The sequence below is a fragment of the Magnetospira thiophila genome (genome assembly GCF_054657015.1).
In genome coordinates, this window is the sequence record NZ_BAAHXF010000002.1 from 840,205 (window position 1) to 863,311 (window position 23,107).

The following is a 23,107-nucleotide window of genomic DNA, read 5'->3' on the forward strand; positions in this document are numbered from 1 at the left end:
CGCCAACGATTATTTTGTTCGGCGGAGACGAGGACCCCATGAATCTCAAGGAATATATCCGAGGCGTGCCCGATTTCCCCAAGCCGGGGATTTTGTTCTATGACATCTCGACTCTGCTGGCTCACCCGGATGCCTGGCAGGTGGCCATGGGGCGCATGGCCAAAATCGTTTCCTACTGGCAACCTGATATCCTGGCCGGGATCGAATCCCGGGGCTTCCTGACCGCCGCGCCGCTGGCGCTCAAGCTGGGTTGCGGCTTTGTCATGCTGCGCAAACCGGGCAAGCTTCCCGGCTCGACGTCCTCCTATTCCTATGATCTGGAATATGGCTCGGACACCATCGAAATCGTCGATGACCTCATTGCCCCGGGGCAGCGGGTGGTCATTGTCGATGACCTGATGGCCACCGGCGGCACCATGCATGCGTCGATCGAGCTGATCAAACATGTGGGCGGAAAGCCCGTCGGCGCGGCCTGCATGATCGAACTGACGGCACTCAAGGGCCGGGAAAGGATCGACGTGCCGTTCGAGGCTCTGATGTCCTACGACGACTGAGACGGGCGGATCAAATCCGACTATTTTTTGTCGGGACGACTCAGCGGTTCCACCACGCCCCGCTCGGTAAGGGTGCGCATCATCCGCTCCTGCATGGCGAAGCTCTGGGCGAAAGCCCGGGGCGACAGCACCAGTTGTTGCTTGAAAATCGGCTTTGGCCGCCCCTCCGCATCCCGTTCCGAGGGCGAATAGGTGAACAGGTCGATCCGGACCATCCCCCCCACGAAGTAGACGTCTTCGATTCCGTCACAATAAAGCTGGTCGTCCATAGTTTCTCCTTTGCCCACCCGTTCGAGTCCGCCGCCGAAACGTGCCCCCGTCAACCGGCCCCGATTGTGGAACGTCCCTTGCCTCGTCCGGCCAGTGGCAGCGTGAAGTGAAAACGCGATCCCTTTTCAGGAACAGAATCCATCCAGATCCGACCACCATGGCGCTCGATGATCCGCTTGCACATGGCCAAACCGATGCCGCTTCCCGGATACTTATCTTTGGTGTGCAATCGTTTAAAAATAACAAATATCTGCTCGGCGTACTGCGGATCGATTCCGATTCCGTTGTCTTCGACCCTGAACACCGCCTCTTCCGCACCCGCGTCGCAACTGATGTGCACAAGGGGCTGACGGTCGGGGGCGCGAAACTTGATCGCATTGCCGATCAGGTGCTGGAACACTTCCTGAATTTGGAACTCGTCGCACCAGACATGCGGCAGGTCGTCGACTTCCAACTGGACATCCGTTTCGCGGATATAAGTTTCCAGATTGGCCACGGCGGCCTCGACGATATGGGTGGAATCCACCTTGCCGAAAGGATGCACGCGGGCCTGGGTGCGGGAATAGGACAAAAGATCCTCGACCTGCTGACTCATGCGCTTGCCGCTTTCGGTCAGGAAATCCAGGAACTCGCGCGTCTGGTCGTCGAGACTATCTTGCAGTCGGCGCGCCAAAAGCTGCGAGTAGCTGGCCACCAGACGTGCCGATTCCTTCAGATCATGGGACGCGAAATTGGCGAAGCGCTCCAGTTCGGTATTGGACTTGGTCAATTGATCAATGGTCTTTTGCAGGCTTTCCTCCACCGCCTTTCGCTCGGCGATGGCCTCGTGCAATCTGACCTGGGCCGAGGTCGTCTCCGCCGTGCGCATGGCCACCAGATCCGCCAGCCGGTCCTTGTTGCGCAACAGGTCCTCGGAGGCCTCCATACGCTCCGTCACATCGACGAAAATGAGCACGGAATTTTTGAACTTGCCGCTCACATCAAGCAGGTGAAGCATCGAAATTTCGAACTGACGAATGCCGTGCCGGGTCCGCAGGATGCGCTCGTAGCGCCCTTCCTCCTCCATTTCCCGGATGAACTGCAACAGGTCTTCCGACAGGTAGGGCATGTCCCCTTCGCCGTAATAGACCGCCCCGGGAACCGCCGGGCCGACGAACAGATCGTGCGACGCCACGTTCATGTTGCTGATTACGCCGTCATCGCCGATCAGAATCACCGGCAGGGTCAGGCTTTCGAATATGCTCAGGAAATAGTTCTTCTCGTTGGCGAGGCGACGGTTCTCCGCCTGTAGATCCTGGTGTACCTGATCCAGGTCCTCACTGCTCCAGGCGCTGACGAAGCCCATTTCAACGGCATCGAAAAAACGGTCCGTCAACCCAATAGCCAGAGGCAGCGCCTGCGGGTCGAAGCCCCCTTTTTCCCAGATCAGATCCAGATAGGCGCGCCGGTAGTATTTCATCAGTCCCAGAAATTGCGGCAGGGAAACGCCGCGCACCCGATGTTTTGCCGCCGCTTCAATACCGTAGGCAGCGGCTGGAACGGTCGCGAAATCCATATCGGCCCGCAAATCCATAGGCGGACTCGATGCGGCAAGACTCTCCAGGAACGGACTGGATATCCCACATACGGAGGCCCGCCAGGCCTCGACCAGGGTCGAAGCATCCTCCGCATAGCCATGGTCCCTGGCGTAATCGAGGATTCTTTGCAGGAGCCAGTCCTCGTGCGAGGCCACAAGATCGTGGAGTTTTTCCATGGGCAAAGGCTCGCAATTCCTTTCGGCGCTTTAATCGACCCGTCCGGGTTTCCCGAACCATAGCATAGCCCCTATTGATGTCGCTATGTCTCACGCGCTCCCGAACGGATAAACATGCGCTTCACCCCATCGTGATTCCCCCTGTTCAGACTTTTAGGCTAAACACAGGGAGCAACCTCAAAGGAGACTTCCCCGTGCCCATCCTGCGTTTGTCATTTTTTCTGCTCGCCCTGGCGCTGCTTCCCCTGCCCACCCTGGCGGCCGAGTCCCTGCGCGTCACCGATCTCGTCCCCGGAACCGGGGCGGTGGCGGAAATGGGCAGCGATGTGACCGTCCACTATACCGGTTGGCTGATGGACGGCAGCAAGTTCGATTCCAGCCTCGACCGAGACAAGCCTTTCACCTTCTCCCTGGGCGGCGGCAACGTCATTCCGGGCTGGGAAATGGGCGTCGAAGGCATGAAGGTTGGCGGGAAACGAGAGCTGATTATTCCGCCGGAGTTGGGATACGGCAAACGCGGGGCCGGCGGCGTCATTCCGCCCAACGCGACACTGAAATTCGAAGTGGAACTGTTGGCGGTCACGCCGCCCAAGTACAGCAATATCGACAATCCGCAGCTCATGGGTCTGCTCACCAGGGGGGTCAAGATCGTTGATATCCGCCGCCCCGAGGAATGGCAGAAAACCGGCGTTGTTGCGGGCAGCCACCTGCTCACCTTTTTTGACAAGAAGGGCAAACAAAACCCTGATTTCATGAAAAAGCTGTCAGAAATTGCCGGACCGGATGACGATATCATTCTGATCTGTCGCACCGGCAACCGGACCCGCGCCGTATCGAAATTTCTCAGCGAGAAGGTCGGCTACGGCAAGGTGCACAACGTCACCCACGGCATCACCCGCTGGATCAAGGAAGGGTTGCCGGTCACCAAGGCCACCCTGCCCGAAGGCTGCTGGCTGTGCTGACTACAGCAGGCCCTCGGCGTCCTTGAGCACTTCCTGGGCCTGTAAGACTTCCTGCTGGCGCTGCCACATGCGGGCATAGGCCCCGTCCTGGGCCAGCAGCCCGGCATGGGTGCCGCGCTCAATGACCTGACCGGCCTTGAGCACCAGGATCTCGTCGGCATGGATGACCGTGGACAGCCGGTGCGCGATGATCAAGGTGGTGCGATTCCTTGCCACTTCCTCCAGGTTGGTCTGGATGAATTTTTCCGTCTGTGTATCGAGCGATGAGGTCGCCTCGTCGAACAGCAGGATGGCCGGGTTCTTGAGCAGGGCGCGGGCGATGGCCACCCGCTGTTTTTCGCCGCCCGACAGTTTGAGCCCCCGTTCGCCGACTCGGGTCTGATAGCCTTCGGGAAGCTCCGCCACGAATTCATGGATATGCGCCATGCGGGCCGCCTCCTCCACTTCCTCGAATGTCGCCTCGGGGCGACCATAGGCGATGTTGTAATAGATCGTGTCGTTGAACAGCACCGTATCCTGGGGCACCACGCCGATGGCGGCGCGCACCGAAGCCTGGGTTACCGTCCGCACATCCTGGCCGTCGATGCAGACCCGCCCCTCGACAGCGTCGTAGAAACGGAACAGCAGCCGCGACAGGGTGGATTTCCCCGCCCCGCTCTGCCCGACCACGGCCACGGTTTTTCCGGCCGGGATGGAGAAGCTGACCGCATCCAACACCCGCCGTCGCCCATCATAGGAAAAACTCACCGCCTCGAAATCCACCCGCCCGGCGGAAACGACCAAAGGTCGCGCGTCCGCCGCGTCGGCGACGTCCGGCGAGGCTGCCAGCAACTGGAACATGGCCTCCAGATCGGTCAGTGAGCGTTTGATTTCACGATAGACGAAGCCGAGGAAATTCAGCGGCAGGAAGAGCTGAATCAGATAGGTATTGACCAGCACGAAGTCGCCCACCGTCATGGTGCCCTCGACCACACCATTGGCGGCCATGACCATGATCCCGGTCACTCCGGCGGACACGAAGGCCCCCTGACCGATATTCAGCAGCGACAGGGACGACCGGCTGCGCACCGCCGCTTCCTCATAGGACCGCAGACTATCGTCGAAACGGTGCGCTTCATGTTCTTCATTGTTGAAATATTTGACGGTCTCGTAGTTGATCAGGGAATCGATGGCTTTCGTCGTGGCCTCCTGATCGGTCTCGTTCATGCGGCGGCGGAACTTGATCCGCCATTCGGTGACCAGCAGGGTCCAGAGCACGAATCCGCCCACCGTCACCAGGGTCGCCAGGGCGAACCAGACATCGTAGAGCTTCCACATCACGGCCACCACCAGACCGATTTCCAGCAACGTCGGCCCGACGGAAAACAGCATGAACCGCATCAGGAATTCGACCGCCTTGGTGCCCCGCTCAATGGCCCGCGACAATCCACCGGTCTGACGATCCAGATGAAAGGCCAGGGAGAGCTGATGCAAATGGCGAAAGGTCTTGAGCGCCATCTTGCGAATGGCCCGCTGGGTCACCCGCACGAACACCGCGTGCTGCAACTCGGTGAACACCAGCGACAAAAGGCGTGTCGCCCCGTAAGCCAACAAAATACCCAGAGGAATGGCCAGCACCGCGCCGGAGTTGTCCGACAGGGCGTCCACCGCGCCCTTGTAGAACAGCGGCACCACCACATTGGTCCCCTTGCCCGCCGCCAGCAACAGCAAAGCCAGCACCACGCGCACCTTCAGGCCGGGAGATTCGCTCGGCCACAGATAGGGCAAGGTGCTGCGAATGGTCCGCAGGTCCTGACCGGCGGATTGAGGGGCATTGGTAAAGCTGCGACTTTTCACGATGGGGTGCGTTTTATTGAATTATTAAAGGGTCCATTGAAATATAGTCTCTTTGAATGAGATTGACAGCATCCGAGAGGAGTCGGTCATGCACTTTCGGATTTCCATCCTCGGCATCGCGCTCGGCACGGGCCTGATCGCGGCCTGTGCCCAGTTGCCCATCCCCATCACCGTGCGGGGGCAGGACAAAATGGCGTTGGAACAAAGCTACCCGGGCTCCCCGGACCAGCTCGCCCTGTGCCTGATGCAGGAACTGAACGAAATCTGGCCCATCGCCGACCACCAGCCGGAAATTCTCGTGCCCGGCCAGCAATACCGAATCACCTCTTCCCTCAAGTCGCTGTTGCGGCCCGTCCGGGACCCGGATCTGGTTTTCGAGATCACCAGCGCCGGAGATTTCGGCACCCGCGCCACCATCACCACCGCCAACAATGGAGAGGGCGCCCACCGCCACCTGGACCGGGGAGTCCTGGCTTCGGACCGTTGCCTGCAACGGCTGGGCGGCTCCAACGCCCCCATACCCTCGCCGCCCCCGAGCCGGCCCCAATGGCCCGGCTATTCCGCCCCTGACCAGTAACCGCTGGCGATTTTCACCCTCACGCACAGGCTGTGCTCGGCGCAGATAGATAAAATTTTATCTAAATTTCGTTCTAAATTCTCAGTAAATTGAGCACAAATCTAGATAAAATAAAAATTTTAGGAAATTCACATCAATTCGCTTACGTTACAAAAAAAAGACGCAAGTCGCGAAAGCAACGTCATACCCCGCACGTCCCCACCCCGCACACAGGTATGACGCAGGGCTTGCCGTAAATAAACCTGAGGTCCCCGTTCGCATGCGAGCGGGGATTTCTTTTTATGGGGAAAGCGGCCGATCCAGTTGCAGGGATTGGCCCCTGAACAGCGCCACCAGTTCACCGGCCTGATTGGTCACCCGCACATCGCAAACACCGTTGCGGCCGCGTTTTGAAATTTCCGTCGCCTCGGCCACCAGGGTATCACCGATGGTCGCCGGGCCGATGAACGTGATGGACACTCCGGTAGCCAGGGCCGTGCGGCCATGGGAATTGCAGGCATAGGCGAAAGCCACATCGGCCAGGGTGAAGGTCGCCCCGCCATGCCCCACGGCGGCGGCATTGGCCATGTCCTCGCGCAGCACCATGTGGCAACGGGCAACGCCCGGCGCGATGTGATCGAGTACGATCCCCAGATGGGCCGCCATGCGGTCGCCCTCGGTGATGACCCGGGCCACGGACTCCGCAGTGGCCTGGACGTCGTTTTCCTGTTGTTCGGTCATTTTCTCCCTGCGCTTTCCGCCATCAACTGAATCAGGGGTATCCATTCGTCCACATAGGCCTGCACACGCGGGCTCTGCATTTCGAAAATGCTGAGGCCGTCCTGGGCCGCGTTGACATAGAGCTGGGTATCCCGCAAGTGGGTCACCAAGGGAAATTCCTGGGACTTGAGAAACCCCTCCAGATGGTCCAACGCCCGTGAATTCAGGCGCACCCGGTTGGCCACGAACGCCACCCGTCGCTTGTGCTTGCGCACCGCCTTGACCTTGTCCAGATGCTTGAGAAAGCGCAAAATGCCATCCTCGTCAAAGGCCGAGGCGAGGGTCGGGATGACCACCAAATCCGCCTGCTGGACCAGATCCTTGACCGTCTGCCCGCGCATGGCGGCTCCGGCATCGACCACCAGACGCTCAACGCCCTTGGGGATTTTCGCCTCCCCCTTGCTCAGGTTGATGCCGGTGATCTGCGGCAGATCCTTGGGCCGCCGCTTGAGCCAGGCCAGGGAGCTTTTCTGGCGATCCAGGTCGGCCAGCACCGTCGCCCGACCACAGCGGGCGAAATGCGCCGCGATATGGGTGGCGAGGGTGGATTTCCCCACCCCTCCCTTGGTATTGGCGACCGCGACAACGAACATGACGACTCCATCCCCTCCTCGTCCCGACCGGAGTATAGCGGGTGGATCGGAGGAGACAAAAAAAACGGAGGGCCACCGGAGCTCAAAGCTCACGGCGGCCCGTCCTCCCCCCCAAAACGGGTGATGATCGGCGGCTGGGAGCCGATCAGCTCATCAGGCTTTGCCGGTCCTGGACCATGCGGCGCAGGATCGGTTCAATGATCAGTTCCATGGCCAGCCCCATCTTGCCACCGGGCACGACGATGGAGTTGCGACGCGACATGAAGGAATCATGGATCATTTGCAGCAGGAACGGGAAGTCCACACGGAACTTGGCCGGGTCCTTGAAGCGGATGACTACCAGACTCTCATCGGGGGTCGGGATGTCGCGGGCGATGATCGGGTCGGAGGTATCGACGATCGGCACGCGCTGGAAGTTGATATCGGTCTGGGCGAACTGCGGCACGATGTAATGCACATAGTCGTGCATGCGGCGCATGATGGTATCCATCACCGCTTCCTCGGAATAGCCGCGCGCCTTTGTGTCGCGGTGGATTTTCTGAATCCATTCCAGGTTGATCACCGGCACCACGCCGATCTTGAGATCCGCATGACTGGCGATATCCACCTCATCGTTCTTAACGCAGCCGTGCAGGCCTTCGTAGAACATCAAATCGGTTCCGGTCGGAATGTCTTCCCAGGGGGTGAACTGACCAGCGCCCAGGCCCTCATAGGGCTTGGCTTCTTCGTCGTTGTGCAGGTAGAGGCGGCGCTTGGCCGTGCCCGTCTTGCCATAGGATTCAAAGGTGTTGGCCAGTTCCTGGAACAAGTTGGCTTCAGCCCCGAAATGCGAGAAGTGGGTGTTGCCCGTCGCTTCGGCTTTTTTCATCGCTTCCTTCATCGCCATGCGGTCGTAGCGATGATAGCTATCGCCCTCAATCACGGCGGGCGTGATGTTCAGCCGATGAAAAATATGCTCGAAGGCTTCCTTGACGGTACTGGTGCCCGCACCGGACGATCCGGTAACAGCGATAATCGGATGTTTGGTGGACATTGGAGTCCTCCTTTTTCTTGAACGTTTCCCCTGATTGGCTCCAGGCCGGTGCACGACGGCCCCGGCTCCTCGTCCCTACTCAGACTTGTTTCCTCTACCCCTTCGTGGCGGCGGCCCCTTGTCACAGAGCCTGCCTTGCGCCAAGCGATCGAGACCTTGCCTCAAACCCGACCCGGAAAGAACACCCGTGCGGGTTGGTCCCTCCTCTATTGCAGGTAGGAAGCCCCCCACCCTTTCAGGGGTCAAGCCCTGGGCGCCGGTCGCGGGGAGGGAGTGTGCCCAAGGATTTCGGTTTGAGCAATATATTTCCCAACTCTCGACCGTGGTTTCTCTCGTTCCGGGTAGGACCGGGTAGGCAACGATTGTATTAGCTCTTTCGAATATCAGGAGAAATGGCTTTGCAGGCGGGCCAGCATCCCCAAATCGGTCATGTCCATGCTGAGTGGCGTGACCGAGACCGCCCCCCGATAAACGGCTTCCAGATCGGTTCCAGGCGCGAATCGGTCTTCGTCCCGCTGCGCCCCGATCCAGTAATATTTTTCGCCGCGCGGGTCGGTGCCCTCCTGAACTTCGTCGCCGATCTTGCGCCGTCCCTCAATCGTCACCTCAAGGGGTAAAGCTTCATCGGGCGGGCAATCGGGGAAATTCACATTGATCAAACAATTGCGCGACCAAGCCACCTCAGTCACCTGACGAATCACATCGGGAGCCAGAGCCTCGACAGTGCCCCAGCGCGCCTCCCCCCGGTCTTCCGTGTGCAGACTGAGCGCGATGGACGGGATGCCCAACAAGGTGCCTTCCATGGCCGCCGCGATGGTCCCGGAATAGGTCACGTCCTCGCCCATGTTGGCCCCCCGGTTGACGCCGGACAAGATCAGATCAGGCCGCCGGTCCTGCATCAGATGCTTGACCGCCAGCATCACGCAGTCGGTGGGCGTGCCGTCGATGGTCATGCGTTGTTCGGCGAGGTGACGGATGCGCAACGGACGGCGCAGGGTCAAGGAATGCCCTGCCCCGCTCTGTTCCTGCTGTGGGGCGACCACCCACACATCAGAAGAAAACGTCCGGGCCACCGCCTCCAGCACCCGCAAGCCGGGGGCGTCGATGCCGTCGTCGTTGGTGATCAGCACCCGCGCCGCGCTGAGGTTCAGGGGAGCCTTAAACATCGGCGGAAATCTTTTCGCGCCCACCCATGTAGGGCCGCAGGGCCTCGGGCACCACGATGGCGCCATCGGCCTGCTGGTAGTTCTCCAGGATCGCCACCAGGGTCCGCCCCACCGCCAGCCCGGAGCCATTGAGGGTATGCACGAAGCGGGTCTTCTTCTCGTCCTCGGGACGGTAGCGGGCCTTCATGCGGCGGGCCTGGAAGTCGCCGCAATTGGAGACCGAGGAGATTTCCCGATAGGTGTCCTGGGCCGGCAGCCAGACTTCGATATCGTGGGTCTTGCGGGCCGAAAAGCCCATGTCGCCGGTGCAGAGCACAATCCGCCGATAGGCCAGCCCGAGCCGCTCCAGCACCGTCTCGGCACAGCGGGTCATGCGCTCCAGTTCATCGTCCGACTGTTCCGGTTCGGTGATGCAGACCATCTCCACCTTGGAGAACTGGTGCTGACGGATCATGCCCCGGGTATCCTTGCCCGCCGCCCCGGCCTCCGAGCGGAAGCACCAGGTCATCGCCGCATAGCGGCGCGGCAATGTGGCGGCGTCGAGAATCTCCCCGGCCACCATATTGGTCAGCGGCACCTCGGCGGTGGGGATCAGCCAGCGTCCGTCGGTGGTCTGAAACAGATCCTCGGCAAACTTCGGCAACTGCCCGGTGCCGTACAGCGCCTCGTCGCGCACCAGGGCGGGCGGATTGATTTCGGTGAAGCCGAATTGTTCCGTATGCTGGTCGAGCATGAAGGAAATCAGCGCCCGCTCCAGCCGCGCCAGTTGGCCCTTGAGAATGACGAACCGCGCCCCGGAAATCTTGGCCGCCGTTTCGAAATCCATCATCCCCAGGTTCTCGCCCAGGGCCACATGGTCCTGAACCGGAAAATCGAAAGTCGGCGGATTGCCCCAGGTCTTCAGTTCCACGTTGGCTGTTTCGTCGGCCCCCTCGGGCACATCATCGGCGGGCAGATTGGGGATTACCGACAAGGCCTTGTCCAGCGCCTCTTCCGCCGTCTTGGCCTCGGCTTCCAGGATGGCCTGAGCCTCCTTGGATTGCGCCACCAGGGCCATCACCTCGGAGGCGTCCTGGCCCTCGCGCTTCAAGGCCCCGATCTGCTTGGACAGGGCGTTGCGTTCCGCCTGCACCTCCTGGGCACGGCCCAAAGCGGCGCGGCGGGAATCGTCGAGCGCCATCAGGGCCGCCGATTGCGGGTCCAGCCCCCGGCGCGCCAAGGCAGCGTCAAAGGCTTGCGGATTTTCTTGGATCCACTTGATATCGAACATGGGAGAGCAGCACCTTCCTGGGCCAACGAGCCAAATCGCGGGGCTCTTATAGCAATCCCACGGGCCGCCGTCACCCCTGCGCAGGGGCTTGGCGCATGGCCTCCAGGAAACGGTCCCGCCAGTGCGACAGGGTATTGTCGCGCAGCCCCCCCATGAGGGTCTGCCAGCGATCCTGGCGCTCTTCCAGCGGCATCTCCAATCCCTTGGCAATGGCATCGGCCACCGCATCCGTATCCATCGGATTGACGATCAACGCGGCGTCCATCTCGTTGGCCGCCCCGGCGAAGCAGGACAGCACCAGAACCCCGGGGTCCTTGGGGTTCTGACAGGCCACATATTCCTTGGCGACCAGATTCATGCCATCACGCAACGGGGTCACCAGACCGATGGCGCAGGCCCGATAAAAAGCCGCCAACTGGGTGCGGGCGAGACTGCGGCAGATGTAGTTCACCGGCACCCAATCATATTGGGCATAGCGGCCATTGATGTTGCCGGCCAGATTTTCAATCTCGTGACGGATCTGCTTGTATTCCGGCACCTCGGATCGCGAAGCCGGGGTCACCTGCAACAGATTGACCTTGCCCTGATAGCCCGGATAACGCTCCAGCAGCCGTTCGAAGGAACGCAGCCGTTCGGGAATGCCCTTGCTGTAATCGAGCCGGTCCACCCCGACGATCCAGGCCCGGTCTTTCTGCGTCCGCAATCGCTTGAAATGGGACGAGCGCACGGCGCGACGGCCATATTCCTCAAATTCTTCCGGATCAAGGCTGATCGGAAAGGCCTGAGCGTGAAACACCCGGCCATAGGCCCGCACCTTGTTGTTCGCAAGAACCTCGCCGCCCACCTCGTGCACCAGATAATCATGAAAGGCCCGCAGGTCGTTCTCGGTCTGGAACCCCACCACGTCGTAGGCACACAGGGCGCGCAGCAGTTCGTCATGGGTCGGCAGGCCGCGCATGATTTCCAAAGCCGGGAACGGCGTATGGAGAAAAAAGCCGATGGTCTGTTTGTGACCGGCTTCGCGTAGATGCTGGCCCAGGGGAATCAAATGGTAGTCATGAATCCAGATCAGGTCGTCTTCCCGCAAGAACGGCTGGAGTTGCTCCAGGAACATCCGGTTGACCTTGACGTAGCCCTTGTAGTCCACCCGTTCGAAGGCCGTCAGGTCGAGCCGGTAATGGAACAGCGGCCACAGCACCCGATTGGCGAAACCGCTGTAATATTGACGGTAGCTCTGGCGGTCCAGATCCATGGTCGCATAGGTGATGTTGTCCACCTGGTTGGTGAATACCCTGGAGGTGGGCTGATTGGTGATCTTACCGCTCCAGCCGAACCAGATCCCTCCGTTTTCCTGGAGGGCCGAACGCAATGCCACGGCCAACCCACCGGCAGTGGCTTTCTTATCCCCAGGATCAGCGACACGGTTGGATACAACGACAAGACGACTCACGGTAAACCCTTTCTGTTGTTTGCAACAAATGACTTGGCGTAACGGTCGAGGGCCGTGTGAAGGTCTCGCACCGTTGCAATATGGTTCTGGGCACAGGTCGGCGCGGCAGGGTCGCCGATGCGGATCGAGCGCCCCCCCAGACGATTGACCACAGCGAATCCGTCTTCATCGGTCACATCATCGCCAATAAACACCGGTTTGCGGCCCTGGAATAATGACAGGCCCATGAAATGTGCCACCGCCCGCCCCTTGTTGGCCCCGTCGGGCTTGATCTCGAACACCATTTTCCCGGCCAACACATGATAGTGCGCACCCAAAGACTCACAGACCGCCGCCGTGATCTCCCGCGCCGCAGCCTCGGCCTCCTGGGCCAGACGATAATGCAGGGCGATGGAATGGGCCTTGTCCTCGAACAGGGTGCCCGGATGGGCGGCAACGAAGTCTTGCAGCGCTTGCTTGGCCTGGGCCATTTGCGGCGGCACGACCGGGGATTGCACCGTCGCCCCGATCCGGTCGCGCATCTGCAAGCCGTGCAGACCCGCCGCCGGAAGATCCGCCGGGGCCAGGAGCTGGTCAATCTGTTCGATGGAACGCCCGCTGACCACCACCAGCGCCCCGTCCAGCAATTTGGAAAGCCGGGTCAGCAGATCGGGCAATTGGGGCGAGACTTGCACAGCATCGGGGGTCGGCGCGATTTCCACCAATGTGCCATCCACATCGAGAAAAAGCGCCGTTCGCTCGCCAGGGGGCAGCAGATCCTCTTCCCTGCCCCCGTCCTGAATACCCCCGACCATGCCGTCCTGTTCAATGCTGTGCCGAATACGACTCCGGTTTGAATGATCTTACCCCAAGACGCCCCAAAACGCACGGACCCCGCGTGCGACCAACAGCACAGCGCTGACTCCGGCGATGGTCAGCACCACAATTCGAGTATACCCGGCGTCCAACCGTTTGGCCATGGGACCGGCCAGCCAATAGCCCGCCAGCCACCCCGGAATCAGCAGCCCACCCGCCTGCAATTCCGGCCAGCCCAGGCGTCCGCCTTGGTATAAAATTGCCAGGATGATCAGCGTCCCCGCCAGATACAAAGCGGCCAGCGCGGCCCGCATCTCGGGGCCGCTCCGGCGTTGAAACAACAAGGCCAGAATGGGGCCGCCAATGGCTGCCGTAGTCCCCATGAAGGCGGAAACAACCCCCGCGACAATCATGTTCCGGCCCGTCATTTGCGGTGACCACCCGCCCAGGCTCACGGCAACAGCCACCAACAGCATCATTCCGAAAACAACCTGTGTTTCCGGACCGCGCAGATAGGCGACCAGCGGCCAAGCCAGCAAGCCGCCGCCGATCATCCCGACGACAATCGGCCAGAAAGCGCGCAGATCCACATAATCCCGCCCGCGATAGACCATCAGGGAATTCAGGGACAAAGCCGACAGCATCAAAGGACCGGGCACCAAGACCGGGTCCACCATCAGCATCAGGGGCACCATGATCAAGCCTGCCCCCAATCCCGTCGCCGCCTGCATCGCCGCGCCAAAAACAACCACCGCCCACCCGGCGGCCAAGGCCGTCATCGTCAAGGGGATCTCCATGACCCACTCCTCATCATCCAAATATTTCAGGAAGCTTCTGGCCGGGGTCCGCGAGACGCCCGCCAAACAGATGGACGCACTCAGGCTCGGGACCCGGTGAGGAGTCGGCGGCAAAGGAGAAAGAAGCAGGAAACAAACATGATCGGAACTCGGCAAACGGACAACGACAGGCGGCCCACCCCGGCAGGGGGCAGGATCACACGAGTCGAATAAGGCGTCCGTCGGTTCTGGTCATCATGGAAAAACTTGTCGCAAGATCGACGGGAAAAGTCAATCGCCCTTCAAGCGGGATACCACCTTCACTTCATTATGCAAGGTCCGGTGCACCGGGCATTTATCGGCGATTTCCAGCAGCCGTTGACGCTGTTCAGGGGTCAGGTCGCCCTCGATCTCGATGTCCCGCTCGATGACGTCGATCTTGCCACTCTGGCTTTCGCAGTCGGCGCAGTCCTCGGCATGGATTTTCTTGTGATGGAGAGTCACCGCCACCCGATGCAGAGGCAGCTTTTTCAAATCCGCATACATGCGCAAGGTCATCGACGTGCAGGCCCCCAACCCGGCCAGCAGGTAGTCATAGGGCGACGGCCCGGTATCCTGGCCGCCGTGCTTGACCGGTTCGTCGGCGCGCAGGGCGAATTTACCGCCCACCGAGACCAGATTGGCATAGTTGCCCGCCCCGCTCTCGGCCACCACCACCGCCCCCGCCTCGGCCTTCAGTTCCGGGGCCCGTTCCGCTCCCGAACAGCCGGGCACGCCGATATAGCGCGACGCCCAGGCGGAAATCACATCGGCCACATAGGCCGCATCTTCGCGCCGGGTCAGCAGATGGTCCGCATCGTCCAGCGAGACAAAACTCTTGGGATGCTTGGCGGCGACGAAGATCTTGCTGGCATTGTCCACCCCGACCACATTGTCCAGCGGCGCATGGAACAGCAACAGAGCCTTGCGCAGACCATGCACGGCATCCTTCATTCTGGTTTCGGCGATGTCGTCGAGGAAGGCCTTGGAAATGGTGAACGGTCGTCCGCCCAGGTCCACCTCGGCCTTGCCGGTGCGTTCGATCTCTTCCAGTTCACAGGTGAAATGATGTGTCACATGGGCCGGATCGGCCGGCGCGCCGATGGTCGCCACGGCCAGGGCTTCCGGCACCCGCCCCGCCCCGGCCAGCACCGCCGCGCCGCCCAGACTATGGCCGATAAGCAGCTTCGGGGCTTGATCGTGGTCGCGCAGGAAATCGGCGGCGGCGACCAGATCGTCCACATTGGATGAAAAGGTGGTGTTCTCGAATTCCCCGTCGCTGGACCCCAGGCCGGTAAAATCGAACCGCAACACCGCGATGCCATGCGCCGTCAGACTCCGCGCCACCCGAGCGGCGGCAAAGGACTCCTTGGAACAAGTGAAGCAATGGGCGAACAGCGCATAGGCCGCCGGTGCCCCCTCCGGCAGATCCAACCGCGCCGCCAATTGCTCCCCCAACGCCCCGGTGAAGGTGACTTTCTCGCTGCGTAAGGCTGTCATGGTCCGGGCTCCTTTGGGACGTGGCTCCTGGGATCATAGGTGGCCTGGAGATCGGGATTTGTCAAATGGGCTCAAGCTCACACAATATTCCTCGTCCTGAGGTGCGAACAAAGTGAGCCTCGAAGGATGAGGTGCCCCTGCTCATCCCGAGCCGCCCCCCACCTTAGCCTGAGCGCCCTTCCCCAGACCTCATCCTGAGCTTGTCGAAGGATGAGCTTGTCGAAGGATGCCCCCCCTTCCCCCTCCCATCGACACCAGCTATAGTTTTAGTCAACAGAAAATAAAACGGATTCTCTCCATGGCTTCTCTACGTCAACTCGCCCTTATGCTGTTGGCTCTGCAGTTGCTGGGACAAGCCACCCCGGCCATGAGTGCCGAACCCGATTCCAACGCCATTCTTTTGGAACGGCTGGAGGCGCTGGAGAAGACGCGAAACCAGGACCGGCTGGCGAACGAGATCGAGAATTTGAAGGGTGGGGTCCAGGACTTGAAGAAGGCCTTGGAGGCGGCCAAAGACGACCTACGCAGGGAGGCAAATGGCAGAAAGGAGGCACTCACCAACAGGCTGAACGCCCAGGACAAACTCATTGAAAAACAAGGTGATTTCGTAACGTTTCACGTTCCCATCGCGGGCATGCTGGTTACGATCTTTCTGTTCCTCGGTGGTGTCTTCGCATACTACCAATCAGCCCAAAAATCGAAGGAACAGATTAGTAAATGGCTCGACAAAAACCTCGATTTCATCATGGATGTGGCCCGCGAGAAAATGGAGGCCCAGGTTGAACCCATATTGGCTCGCATCAAAGAGCTTGAGGACTCCGCCATTGAACTGCATGACAACATTCGAAAACGAGCCCAGGAACAGTTTGACCCAGACGGCCCGAAACAGAAGCCAGATGGAAAATCAAAAGGACCGGACGCAGAACTAAAGGATGAAATCCGGAAACTCGCGGAGAAAGCCCGATCGAAGCCGGAATCCGCTCGCACCGCCCAAGAGTGGACAGATATCGCAATGAACAATTTCATGGATGACAAGTTGAAAGAGGCCGCCGAGGCCTTGGCACATGTCCTCTCCATGTCCGAGGCCCCGGCTAAACTGAGGGCCCAAGCTCTGTTTAATAGAGGGGTTGTTTTTGACCAATTGGGACAGCATGAGGAGTCGCGCGCCTCATATCAGGCCTTGCTGACAGAATTCAAGAATGCCCGCGAACCCAACCTCCGCGAATTCTGGGCCCAAGGCGCGTTCAACATGATCAACGATTATGTCAAGGCTGAGGACATCCCGGCGGCGCGCGCCCTGCTGGATGATCTGCGGCGCTTGGCCGATGAAAATCCCAAGGAGGCAAATCTCCGCGAATTCTGGGCCAGTGGCGCGGTCAACATGATCAACGCCTATGGAAAAGCCAAGGACATCCCGGCGGCCCGCGCCCTGCTTGAGGAGCTGCGGCGCTTGGCCGATGATAATCCCAAGGAGGCAAATCTCCGCGACCTCTGGGCCGGTGGCGCGTTCAACATGATCAACGCCTATGGAAAAGCCAAGGACATCCCGGCGGTGCGTGCCCTGTTCGACGATCTGCGCAAGATGATGCAAGACCATCAAGACGAGCCCCAACTCCGTGAAAAATGGGCCAGTGGCGCGTTCAGCATGATCATCCACTATAGCGATGTGAACGACATCCCGGCGGCGCGCGCCCTGCTCGACGATCTGCGCAAGCTGGCCGATGAAAATCCCAAGGAGCCAAACCTCCGCAAATGGGTGGCGCAAGGACTAAATAGCATTGGCTTCAACAGCATCATGCAGCTTAAAGAAAAAACTCCGGCAACCTCGGACAACGTTACCCCCTTGGATCTCGCTCCCGCCGTCGCCGACCTGACGGAAGCTCTCAAGATTCTGCCGGACGGGAATCAGGAACAACGCGCCATGATCCTCGGCAATATCGCCTACGCCACTTTTCTTTCTGGCGACCGCGAAAGCGCGGAAAAGCCGCTGCGCGAAGCGCTCAGGCTGGGCGGTGAAAAGACGCGCGACGGGGAACTGGAGGACGCCGATATTCACCCACTCGGCGAGATGGATGAGGCCTTCAAGGCTTTGGTCAATCGGCTGTGGGCGGAGGTGTCGCAGGAAGAGTCCGCAGAAACGCCCGATCCTTCGACAAGCTCAGGATGAGGCTTCGACAAGCTCAGGATGGGGAGCCTATGTTAGCTCCCCCCACCTCATCCTGAGCCTGTCGAAGGATGGACCGTCGCCAAACACCTTGACCCTCTCTGCTGCGGGGGGCACAACAGCGCCATGAACTGGACCGACACCCCGACCATGAGTACCAGTGACAGCGGCTTGATGCTGCTGTTGGAGGACGACGGCTGGGCGGTCTATGGGGCCGGGCAATCGGAACCGACGGTGACCGGGCTGGCGGATCGGGAGGATGCCCGGCAGGCCGCCGAAGTGCATTGTTCGGGCGGGGCCTGTTGCGCGGGAGACCCGGGATGACCGACAAGAAGTTTCACAACAGCGACGTAGAGCTTGAGCAATCGGAAACCCTCTACGACGGCTATTTCCGCCTGGAGCGCCACACCCTGCGCCACAAACGCTTTGGCGGCGGTTGGACCGACACCTTCCAGCGGGAGATTTTCGAGCGCGGCCATGCGGTGGCGGTGCTGCCCTATGACCCCAAGCGCGACGAGGTGATGCTGATCGAGCAGTTCCGCATCGGGGCCCATGCCGCCTTCCGGCAACTGGACTGGTTCGGCGACGCCCCCTCCCCCTGGCTGATCGAGGTGGTGGCCGGAATCGTCGAGCCGGGAGAGACGCCGGAAGAGGTGGCGACCCGCGAGATCGTCGAGGAAATCGGGCTTCAGGCTCTGGACCTGCGCAAGATCCGCACTTATCTGGCGACCCCGGGCGGGTCCTCGGAAAGCCTGATCCTTTATGTGGCCCGGGTGGACAGTGCCGGGGCCGGGGGCATTCACGGCCTTGAACACGAACACGAGGATATCCGCGCCTACGGGGTCCCGGCCACCGAGGCCATCGCCATGGTCGATGACGGTCGGATCATCAATGCCACCGCCATGCTCGCCCTGGAATGGCTGCGCCACAACCGCGACAGCCTGCGGGCCGAATGGCTTTCATGAAATTATCCCTTGATTTCCGTGCCGGGGATTGATTCCCACGCGCTCAGGCGGGTAATATTATTGCCTCGGTTTTCCCAGGATTCGCAATAAGGACCGGCACGGCAATGGACCTACGCGACGGCTTCGTCGGCACCATCGGCAACACTCCCCTGATCCGCCTCAAAAAAGCTTCCGAAATCACCGGCTGCGATATTGTCGCCAAGGCGGAATTCCTCAATCCGGGGGGCTCGGTGAAGGATCGCGCCGCGCTGGCCATCGTGCGCGACGCCGAGCAGCGCGGCACCCTGCGCCCGGGCGGCGTCATCGTCGAGGGCACGGCGGGCAACACCGGCATCGGCCTGACCCTGGTCGGCAATGCCCTGGGCTACCGAACGGTGATCGTCATGCCGGAAACCCAGAGCCAGGAAAAGATCGACATGCTGCGGTTGTCCGGGGCCGACCTGCGGCTGGTCAAGGCCGTCCCCTACAAAGATCCGGGCAACTATGTGCATGTGTCGCAGCGACTGGCCGAGGACTTGGGCGGCCTGTGGGCCAACCAGTTCGACAACACGGCCAACCGGCGGGGCCACCGGGAAACCACCGGAATCGAGATTTGGGAACAGACGGACGGCCGGGTGGACGCCTTTACCTGCGCCGTCGGCACCGGCGGCACCCTGGCCGGGGTGGCCGATGCCCTGAAGGCGCGCAACAAGGACGTGCGCATCGTCCTCAGCGACCCCATGGGATCGGCCCTGTTCCATCATTACAAACACGGCAAGCTGAAGTCCGAAGGGGATTCCATCACCGAAGGCATCGGTCAGGGCCGGGTCACCGCCAACCTGCTGGACGCGCCCATCGACGATGCCCAGCAAGTCACCGACGCCGAAGCGCTGGAGGTCATTTTCGATCTGCTGAAGCTGGAAGGACTCTGTGTCGGCGGTTCCTCGGGGATCAATGTCATGGGAGCGATCAAGCTGGCTCGCGACCTGGGTCCCGGCCATGTGGTGGCGACCATCCTGTGCGACAGCGGCACCCGCTATCAAAGCAAGATCTTCAATCCGACGTTTTTGCGGACCAAGGACCTGCCAGTTCCCGACTGGTTATGCTGAATTGATGCTTCCCTTCACCAACAAGAGGTTGTGAGCCGATGACATATGCCAATCCCGATGCGCTGGTCAGTAGCGACTGGCTGGCGGCACATATCGAGGACCCCAGCATTCAAATCATCGACGCCACCCATTTTGCTCCCATCGTCGACCGGGATGCCGATTTTGAATTCGAGATGCGGCATATTCCCGGCGCCATCCGTTTCGACATCGACAACATCTGCGCCGAATGCTCTCCGTTGCCGCACATGATGCCCCCGCTGTCCAAATTCGAGGAAATGTGCGGTCGTCTGGGCCTGCGCAACGACCAGCGTTTCATTATCTACGACGCCCTGGGCGGCTGCTGTGCCTCGGCCCGGGTGTGGTGGATGTTTCGGCAGTTCGGTCACACCCATGTGGCGGTGCTGGACGGCGGCCTGCTCAAGTGGATACGCGAAAAACGACCGATGGAAGACGGCATCCCCACGCCCGAGCCGACGACCTTCAAGGCCACCTTCGATCCGTCATCGCTGCGCAACTGGAGACAGATCAAGGCCAATATCGAGACCGGAGCCGAACAGTTGGTGGACGCTCGCTCGGTGGACCGTTTCCACGGTCGCACCGACGAGGTCTATCTGACCAAACATTTGGGCCATATCCCCGGCAGCATCAATCTGCCGTTCACCCAGTTGGTGGAAAGCTACAAGCAGGACTATGTGATGAAGCCTCCGGTGGAGATCATCGCCGCCTTCGCCGCCGCCGGGGTCGATATTCACAAACCCCTGATTACCACCTGCGGCACCGGCGTCACCGCCTGTGTGCCGTTGCTGGCCCTGCACCTGATCGGTCACGACGACCAAACGGCCCTCTACGACGGGTCGTGGAATGAATGGGGCAACCACCCCGATTTGCCTGTGGAAGTTTAAAAAACGAGAGCACATAACAAGGAGAAATGATCATGGATGAAAAGGAAATCGAACGTCTGAAAGCCCGCCTGACGGCCCTCGAACGCATCCTGCGCGTTGATTCCATTCAACACTCTGGAGATGCGGTGGACCGTTGGTGGCATGTGGTCCATGATAGCGAAGGGGCCGCTTCCGCGCACCAGATCGAAGCGGCGGGCATGCAGGCGGCCAAGGAAGTGCTCTCGACCAAGAACCGTCGGCGCAAGGCCAAGCGTCCCTCCTCCACCGAAGGCCACAAGGTGCCGAAAGTCAAGTAGGTCCCCCCGGGCGGAAAGGCCGGTCGCGCCATGAAAAAGGATACCCTCCTGACCTCCGCCGGACGGTCGCCGGAAGCCAATCATGGCCTCGTCAACCCACCGGTCTATCACGCCTCCACGGTCACCTTCCCGAGCGTGGCGGCGCTTGAGGAAAGCCAGCGCCACCTGTTGGAGACCATCCATTACGGTCGTTTCGGTACCCCCACCACGCGGGCCTTCGAGGAAGCCGTGGCGGCCCTCGAAGGGGGCTGCCGGGCCATTTCCCTGCCCTCCGGACTGGCCGCCATCACGGCCAGCCTGCTGGCGCTGGTGCAACAGGGCGACCATATCCTGGTCACCGACAGCGTTTATTTTCCGACCCGCAAATTCTGTGACCGGGTGCTGGCCAATCTGGGGGTGGAAACCACCTATTACGATCCGCGCATCGGGGCCGGAATCGCCGACCTCATGCGCCCGGAAACCCGGCTGGTGTTCACCGAAAGTCCCGGCTCGCTGAGTTTCGAGGTGCAAGACCTGCCAGCCATCGCCGCCGCCGCCCACGCGGCGGATGCCCTGGTGCTGCTCGACAACACCTGGAGCGCCGGTTATTACCTGCAACCTTTCGAACTGGGTGTGGATATTTCCATTCAGGCGGCGACCAAGTTCATCGTCGGTCATTCGGACGCCATGCTGGGCACCCTATCGGTCAATGACGAGGACCTCTATTTCCGGCTCAAGGAACGCATTGTCATGACCGGTGCCTGTGCCGGACCGGACGATTGCTACCTGGGCCTGCGCGGCCTGCGCAGTCTGTCACCCCGTCTGGCGCGACATCAGGAAAGCGGCCTGCAACTGGCCCGCTGGCTGGAAAGTCGCCCGGAAGTCGCCGCCGTGCTGCACCCGGCCCTGCCCTCGTTCCCCGACCACGCTTTATGGAAACGGGATTTCAGCGGGGCCTGCGGTCTGTTCGGGGTGGTGTTTCAGGACCGCTATTCAGTGGTCGCCCGGAACGCCTTTTTGGACGCCCTGCAGCTTTTCGCCCTCGGTTATTCCTGGGGCGGCTTTGAAAGCCTCGCCATACCGACAAATCCTGGAGCGCTCCGCACGGCCAGCCGCTGGCCCCACGACGGCCCGAGCATCCGCCTGCATGTGGGGCTGGACGACGTGGACGACCTCAAGGCCGATCTGGAACGGGGATTGGATGCCCTCAATCAGTCGGCCAGACCGTCGCGCTGACGCAGCAGCAAATAGGCCAGCCGCCACAGGCGATAGGAATCGCCAAAGCTGATGGCGTCGAACTGAACGTGGGTCAGGCTATGCAGCAGGGTCAAGTCGGCCTGCCCCTGCGGCACCGCCGCCGCCAGGGCTTCGCTCTGACCCGCCGGAATCAACGGATCGTCCCGACCATGGACCAAAAATAGTTTGCTTTTCAGGCCGGATAGATCCCGTTGCGCCAGATTCAATGCCTCGATTTCCTTGCTCACCGTCAGCGGCAGGGCGGCGATCAGCGTCGGCACCTTCTCCGGTTCCTGATTGTCCAGCAGATCCAGCACCGCCCGTCCTTCTGGACTCAGGCGGGTCCGGACAGTGGCGCTGTCGGCCCCGCCCCGGTCGGCCAGTTCGGACAGCAACCGACGATCCTCGGCCTGCGGCATCAGGGAGGCATTAGTCTTCAAAAAGGCCCATTTGGCATAGGGCGCCGGGTCCCGGTGCCGCCATCGCCCGTTCTCCCCGAGATAGAACCCGGTACTGAGAAAGGTGATCAGCGCCGTGCTGTCGTGATACCCACCCACCCCCAGCACCCAGGCCACCCGGTCCGTCAGGGACGGCTCCAGGACCGCCAGCAGGGTCGGCCCCACCGCGTAGGACACGGCGACAACCCCCACCGGTCGCCCCGTCCGTTCGCCCAGATGGCGGACCGCATCGGCGATGGGCACGGCATCGGCGGCGCGCAATTCGAGATTTCTCAATCCTGGAATTTCCGGCATCAGGACAATGAATCCCGAGCGGGCCAGGGTGTCGGCCAGGGCGCGGAAAGCCGGATGGGTGGTGCCCGCCTGATCGGCCCCGGGGACCAGCACGACCCCCGACCGCCCGCCGCTGGCCGGGGACAGAATCTCGGCGCGACGGGCCCGACCGTCCACGGCATAGTCCGTCACATCGAGAATAGGCGGCGGCGTCGCCTCATCGAGCCAACTCTGTTGCGTGTCGGGAATCAAATCCTGAACCAGCAGCAGCGCATCGGCAGCCCGACGGAAATCTGCCCGATACTCCCAGGCCCCGATCACGATGGCGGAAATCAAGGCCAGAACGACCAGATGGAATCGCATACTCATGTGAAAATCCCCCATGGGGAGTGTAGCAGATCAGGGGCCGAACT

23 protein-coding genes are annotated in these 23,107 nt (G+C 61.0%); 10 read left to right on the forward strand and 13 right to left on the reverse strand.

The annotated features are described in order from the left end of the window. Positions 1 to 38: 38 nt before the first annotated feature. Complete coding sequence (locus ACYQ1P_RS13705) at positions 39 to 554, forward strand: adenine phosphoribosyltransferase (RefSeq protein ID WP_460020897.1); 516 nt, start codon at positions 39 to 41, stop codon at positions 552 to 554. A gap of 20 nt (positions 555 to 574) precedes the next feature. Here the strand turns inward: ACYQ1P_RS13705 and ACYQ1P_RS13710 are convergent, their stop codons facing one another. Together ACYQ1P_RS13710 and ACYQ1P_RS13715 are read right to left on the reverse strand one after the other, a co-directional pair. Beyond that, positions 575 to 823 (reverse strand): hypothetical protein, encoded by a 249-nt coding sequence (locus tag ACYQ1P_RS13710; protein WP_460020898.1) that lies wholly within the window; start codon positions 821 to 823, stop codon positions 575 to 577. A gap of 50 nt (positions 824 to 873) precedes the next feature. Beyond that, positions 874 to 2,577: a sensor histidine kinase gene (locus ACYQ1P_RS13715; protein WP_460020899.1), complete on the reverse strand. Its 1,704-nt coding sequence runs from the start codon at positions 2,575 to 2,577 to the stop codon at positions 874 to 876. Between the two features lie 194 nt (positions 2,578 to 2,771). Here ACYQ1P_RS13715 and ACYQ1P_RS13720 point away from each other — a divergent pair, with 194 nt between their 5' ends. Continuing rightward, positions 2,772 to 3,539 (forward strand): FKBP-type peptidyl-prolyl cis-trans isomerase, encoded by a 768-nt coding sequence (locus ACYQ1P_RS13720; protein WP_460020900.1) that lies wholly within the window; start codon positions 2,772 to 2,774, stop codon positions 3,537 to 3,539. Here ACYQ1P_RS13720 and ACYQ1P_RS13725 read toward each other — a convergent pair whose 3' ends face one another. Beyond that, entirely contained in the window at positions 3,540 to 5,375 is a 1,836-nt protein-coding gene (locus ACYQ1P_RS13725) for an ABCB family ABC transporter ATP-binding protein/permease (RefSeq protein ID WP_460020901.1), read from the reverse strand. It lies immediately after the preceding gene. Positions 5,376 to 5,463: 88 nt separating this feature from the next. Here ACYQ1P_RS13725 and ACYQ1P_RS13730 point away from each other — a divergent pair, with 88 nt between their 5' ends. Next, the gene (locus ACYQ1P_RS13730; RefSeq protein WP_460020902.1) at positions 5,464 to 5,952 is read left to right on the forward strand and encodes a hypothetical protein; all 489 of its coding nucleotides are present in this window, start codon (positions 5,464 to 5,466) and stop codon (positions 5,950 to 5,952) included. A gap of 279 nt (positions 5,953 to 6,231) precedes the next feature. Here ACYQ1P_RS13730 and paaI read toward each other — a convergent pair whose 3' ends face one another. The 9 genes from paaI to ACYQ1P_RS13775 form a co-directional block, all read right to left on the reverse strand. After that, positions 6,232 to 6,672, reverse strand: coding sequence for a hydroxyphenylacetyl-CoA thioesterase PaaI (paaI, locus tag ACYQ1P_RS13735; RefSeq protein WP_460020903.1), 441 nt, complete (start codon positions 6,670 to 6,672; stop codon positions 6,232 to 6,234). Then, the gene (locus ACYQ1P_RS13740; RefSeq protein ID WP_460020904.1) at positions 6,669 to 7,304 is read right to left on the reverse strand and encodes a ParA family protein; all 636 of its coding nucleotides are present in this window, start codon (positions 7,302 to 7,304) and stop codon (positions 6,669 to 6,671) included. The genes paaI and ACYQ1P_RS13740 overlap by 4 nt, the downstream gene beginning before the upstream one ends. 145 nt (positions 7,305 to 7,449) lie before the next feature. After that, positions 7,450 to 8,337 (reverse strand): phosphoribulokinase, encoded by an 888-nt coding sequence (locus ACYQ1P_RS13745; protein WP_460020905.1) that lies wholly within the window; start codon positions 8,335 to 8,337, stop codon positions 7,450 to 7,452. A gap of 383 nt (positions 8,338 to 8,720) precedes the next feature. Beyond that, entirely contained in the window at positions 8,721 to 9,503 is a 783-nt protein-coding gene (gene surE / locus ACYQ1P_RS13750) for a 5'/3'-nucleotidase SurE (RefSeq protein ID WP_460020906.1), read from the reverse strand. Next, entirely contained in the window at positions 9,496 to 10,773 is a 1,278-nt protein-coding gene (gene serS, locus ACYQ1P_RS13755; protein WP_460020907.1) for a serine--tRNA ligase, read from the reverse strand. Before serS ends, surE begins: the two co-directional genes overlap by 8 nt. Before the next feature lie 70 nt (positions 10,774 to 10,843). Further along, the gene (otsA, locus tag ACYQ1P_RS13760; RefSeq protein ID WP_460020908.1) at positions 10,844 to 12,223 is read right to left on the reverse strand and encodes an alpha,alpha-trehalose-phosphate synthase (UDP-forming); all 1,380 of its coding nucleotides are present in this window, start codon (positions 12,221 to 12,223) and stop codon (positions 10,844 to 10,846) included. Next, positions 12,220 to 13,017, reverse strand: coding sequence for a trehalose-phosphatase (otsB, locus tag ACYQ1P_RS13765; protein ID WP_460020909.1), 798 nt, complete (start codon positions 13,015 to 13,017; stop codon positions 12,220 to 12,222). Before otsB ends, otsA begins: the two co-directional genes overlap by 4 nt. 48 nt (positions 13,018 to 13,065) lie before the next feature. Continuing rightward, on the reverse strand, positions 13,066 to 13,815 hold the full coding sequence (locus tag ACYQ1P_RS13770; RefSeq protein ID WP_460020910.1) for a sulfite exporter TauE/SafE family protein: 750 nt from the start codon (positions 13,813 to 13,815) through the stop codon (positions 13,066 to 13,068). Between the two features lie 270 nt (positions 13,816 to 14,085). Beyond that, on the reverse strand, positions 14,086 to 15,333 hold the full coding sequence (locus ACYQ1P_RS13775) for a bifunctional alpha/beta hydrolase/OsmC family protein (protein WP_460020911.1): 1,248 nt from the start codon (positions 15,331 to 15,333) through the stop codon (positions 14,086 to 14,088). A gap of 298 nt (positions 15,334 to 15,631) precedes the next feature. Here ACYQ1P_RS13775 and ACYQ1P_RS13780 point away from each other — a divergent pair, with 298 nt between their 5' ends. The 7 genes from ACYQ1P_RS13780 to metC all read left to right on the forward strand — a co-directional run bounded on the left by ACYQ1P_RS13780 (position 15,632) and on the right by metC (position 21,963). Next, positions 15,632 to 17,500: a tetratricopeptide repeat protein gene (locus tag ACYQ1P_RS13780; RefSeq protein WP_460020912.1), complete on the forward strand. Its 1,869-nt coding sequence runs from the start codon at positions 15,632 to 15,634 to the stop codon at positions 17,498 to 17,500. 123 nt (positions 17,501 to 17,623) lie between these two features. Continuing rightward, complete coding sequence (locus tag ACYQ1P_RS13785) at positions 17,624 to 17,821, forward strand: hypothetical protein (protein ID WP_460020913.1); 198 nt, start codon at positions 17,624 to 17,626, stop codon at positions 17,819 to 17,821. Further along, the gene (locus tag ACYQ1P_RS13790; protein ID WP_460020914.1) at positions 17,818 to 18,462 is read left to right on the forward strand and encodes an NUDIX domain-containing protein; all 645 of its coding nucleotides are present in this window, start codon (positions 17,818 to 17,820) and stop codon (positions 18,460 to 18,462) included. The genes ACYQ1P_RS13785 and ACYQ1P_RS13790 overlap by 4 nt, the downstream gene beginning before the upstream one ends. Before the next feature lie 104 nt (positions 18,463 to 18,566). Then, positions 18,567 to 19,550, forward strand: a complete 984-nt coding sequence (locus ACYQ1P_RS13795; protein WP_460020915.1) for a cysteine synthase A — start codon at positions 18,567 to 18,569, stop codon at positions 19,548 to 19,550. A 38-nt stretch (positions 19,551 to 19,588) separates the two neighbouring features. Beyond that, positions 19,589 to 20,452 (forward strand): 3-mercaptopyruvate sulfurtransferase, encoded by an 864-nt coding sequence (sseA, locus tag ACYQ1P_RS13800; RefSeq protein ID WP_460020916.1) that lies wholly within the window; start codon positions 19,589 to 19,591, stop codon positions 20,450 to 20,452. A 32-nt stretch (positions 20,453 to 20,484) separates the two neighbouring features. After that, positions 20,485 to 20,748 (forward strand): hypothetical protein, encoded by a 264-nt coding sequence (locus ACYQ1P_RS13805; protein ID WP_460020917.1) that lies wholly within the window; start codon positions 20,485 to 20,487, stop codon positions 20,746 to 20,748. Positions 20,749 to 20,778: 30 nt separating this feature from the next. Then, positions 20,779 to 21,963 (forward strand): cystathionine beta-lyase, encoded by a 1,185-nt coding sequence (gene metC, locus ACYQ1P_RS13810; protein ID WP_460020918.1) that lies wholly within the window; start codon positions 20,779 to 20,781, stop codon positions 21,961 to 21,963. Here the strand turns inward: metC and ACYQ1P_RS13815 are convergent. Further along, positions 21,939 to 23,063 carry an alpha/beta hydrolase family protein gene (locus ACYQ1P_RS13815; RefSeq protein ID WP_460020919.1) on the reverse strand — a complete coding sequence of 375 codons (1,125 nt, stop codon included), beginning with the start codon at positions 23,061 to 23,063 and terminating at the stop codon, positions 21,939 to 21,941. The two genes, metC and ACYQ1P_RS13815, sit on opposite strands and share 25 nt — an antisense overlap. Between the last annotated feature and the right edge of the window lie 44 nt (positions 23,064 to 23,107).

Coding starts and splice junctions, on each gene's coding strand:
- ACYQ1P_RS13815 (WP_460020919.1), bottom strand. CDS start 23,063: ATGAGTATGCGATTCCATCTGGTCGTTCTGGCCTTGATTTCCGCCATC.
- ACYQ1P_RS13770 (WP_460020910.1), bottom strand. CDS start 13,815: ATGGAGATCCCCTTGACGATGACGGCCTTGGCCGCCGGGTGGGCGGTG.
- sseA (WP_460020916.1), top strand. CDS start 19,589: ATGACATATGCCAATCCCGATGCGCTGGTCAGTAGCGACTGGCTGGCG.
- metC (WP_460020918.1), top strand. CDS start 20,779: ATGAAAAAGGATACCCTCCTGACCTCCGCCGGACGGTCGCCGGAAGCC.
- otsB (WP_460020909.1), bottom strand. CDS start 13,017: ATGGTCGGGGGTATTCAGGACGGGGGCAGGGAAGAGGATCTGCTGCCC.
- ACYQ1P_RS13805 (WP_460020917.1), top strand. CDS start 20,485: ATGGATGAAAAGGAAATCGAACGTCTGAAAGCCCGCCTGACGGCCCTC.
- ACYQ1P_RS13730 (WP_460020902.1), top strand. CDS start 5,464: ATGCACTTTCGGATTTCCATCCTCGGCATCGCGCTCGGCACGGGCCTG.
- serS (WP_460020907.1), bottom strand. CDS start 10,773: ATGTTCGATATCAAGTGGATCCAAGAAAATCCGCAAGCCTTTGACGCT.
- ACYQ1P_RS13710 (WP_460020898.1), bottom strand. CDS start 823: ATGGACGACCAGCTTTATTGTGACGGAATCGAAGACGTCTACTTCGTG.
- ACYQ1P_RS13745 (WP_460020905.1), bottom strand. CDS start 8,337: ATGTCCACCAAACATCCGATTATCGCTGTTACCGGATCGTCCGGTGCG.
- paaI (WP_460020903.1), bottom strand. CDS start 6,672: ATGACCGAACAACAGGAAAACGACGTCCAGGCCACTGCGGAGTCCGTG.
- ACYQ1P_RS13775 (WP_460020911.1), bottom strand. CDS start 15,333: ATGACAGCCTTACGCAGCGAGAAAGTCACCTTCACCGGGGCGTTGGGG.
- ACYQ1P_RS13790 (WP_460020914.1), top strand. CDS start 17,818: ATGACCGACAAGAAGTTTCACAACAGCGACGTAGAGCTTGAGCAATCG.
- ACYQ1P_RS13715 (WP_460020899.1), bottom strand. CDS start 2,577: ATGGAAAAACTCCACGATCTTGTGGCCTCGCACGAGGACTGGCTCCTG.
- ACYQ1P_RS13780 (WP_460020912.1), top strand. CDS start 15,632: ATGGCTTCTCTACGTCAACTCGCCCTTATGCTGTTGGCTCTGCAGTTG.
- ACYQ1P_RS13785 (WP_460020913.1), top strand. CDS start 17,624: ATGAACTGGACCGACACCCCGACCATGAGTACCAGTGACAGCGGCTTG.
- surE (WP_460020906.1), bottom strand. CDS start 9,503: ATGTTTAAGGCTCCCCTGAACCTCAGCGCGGCGCGGGTGCTGATCACC.
- ACYQ1P_RS13705 (WP_460020897.1), top strand. CDS start 39: ATGAATCTCAAGGAATATATCCGAGGCGTGCCCGATTTCCCCAAGCCG.
- ACYQ1P_RS13740 (WP_460020904.1), bottom strand. CDS start 7,304: ATGTTCGTTGTCGCGGTCGCCAATACCAAGGGAGGGGTGGGGAAATCC.
- ACYQ1P_RS13795 (WP_460020915.1), top strand. CDS start 18,567: ATGGACCTACGCGACGGCTTCGTCGGCACCATCGGCAACACTCCCCTG.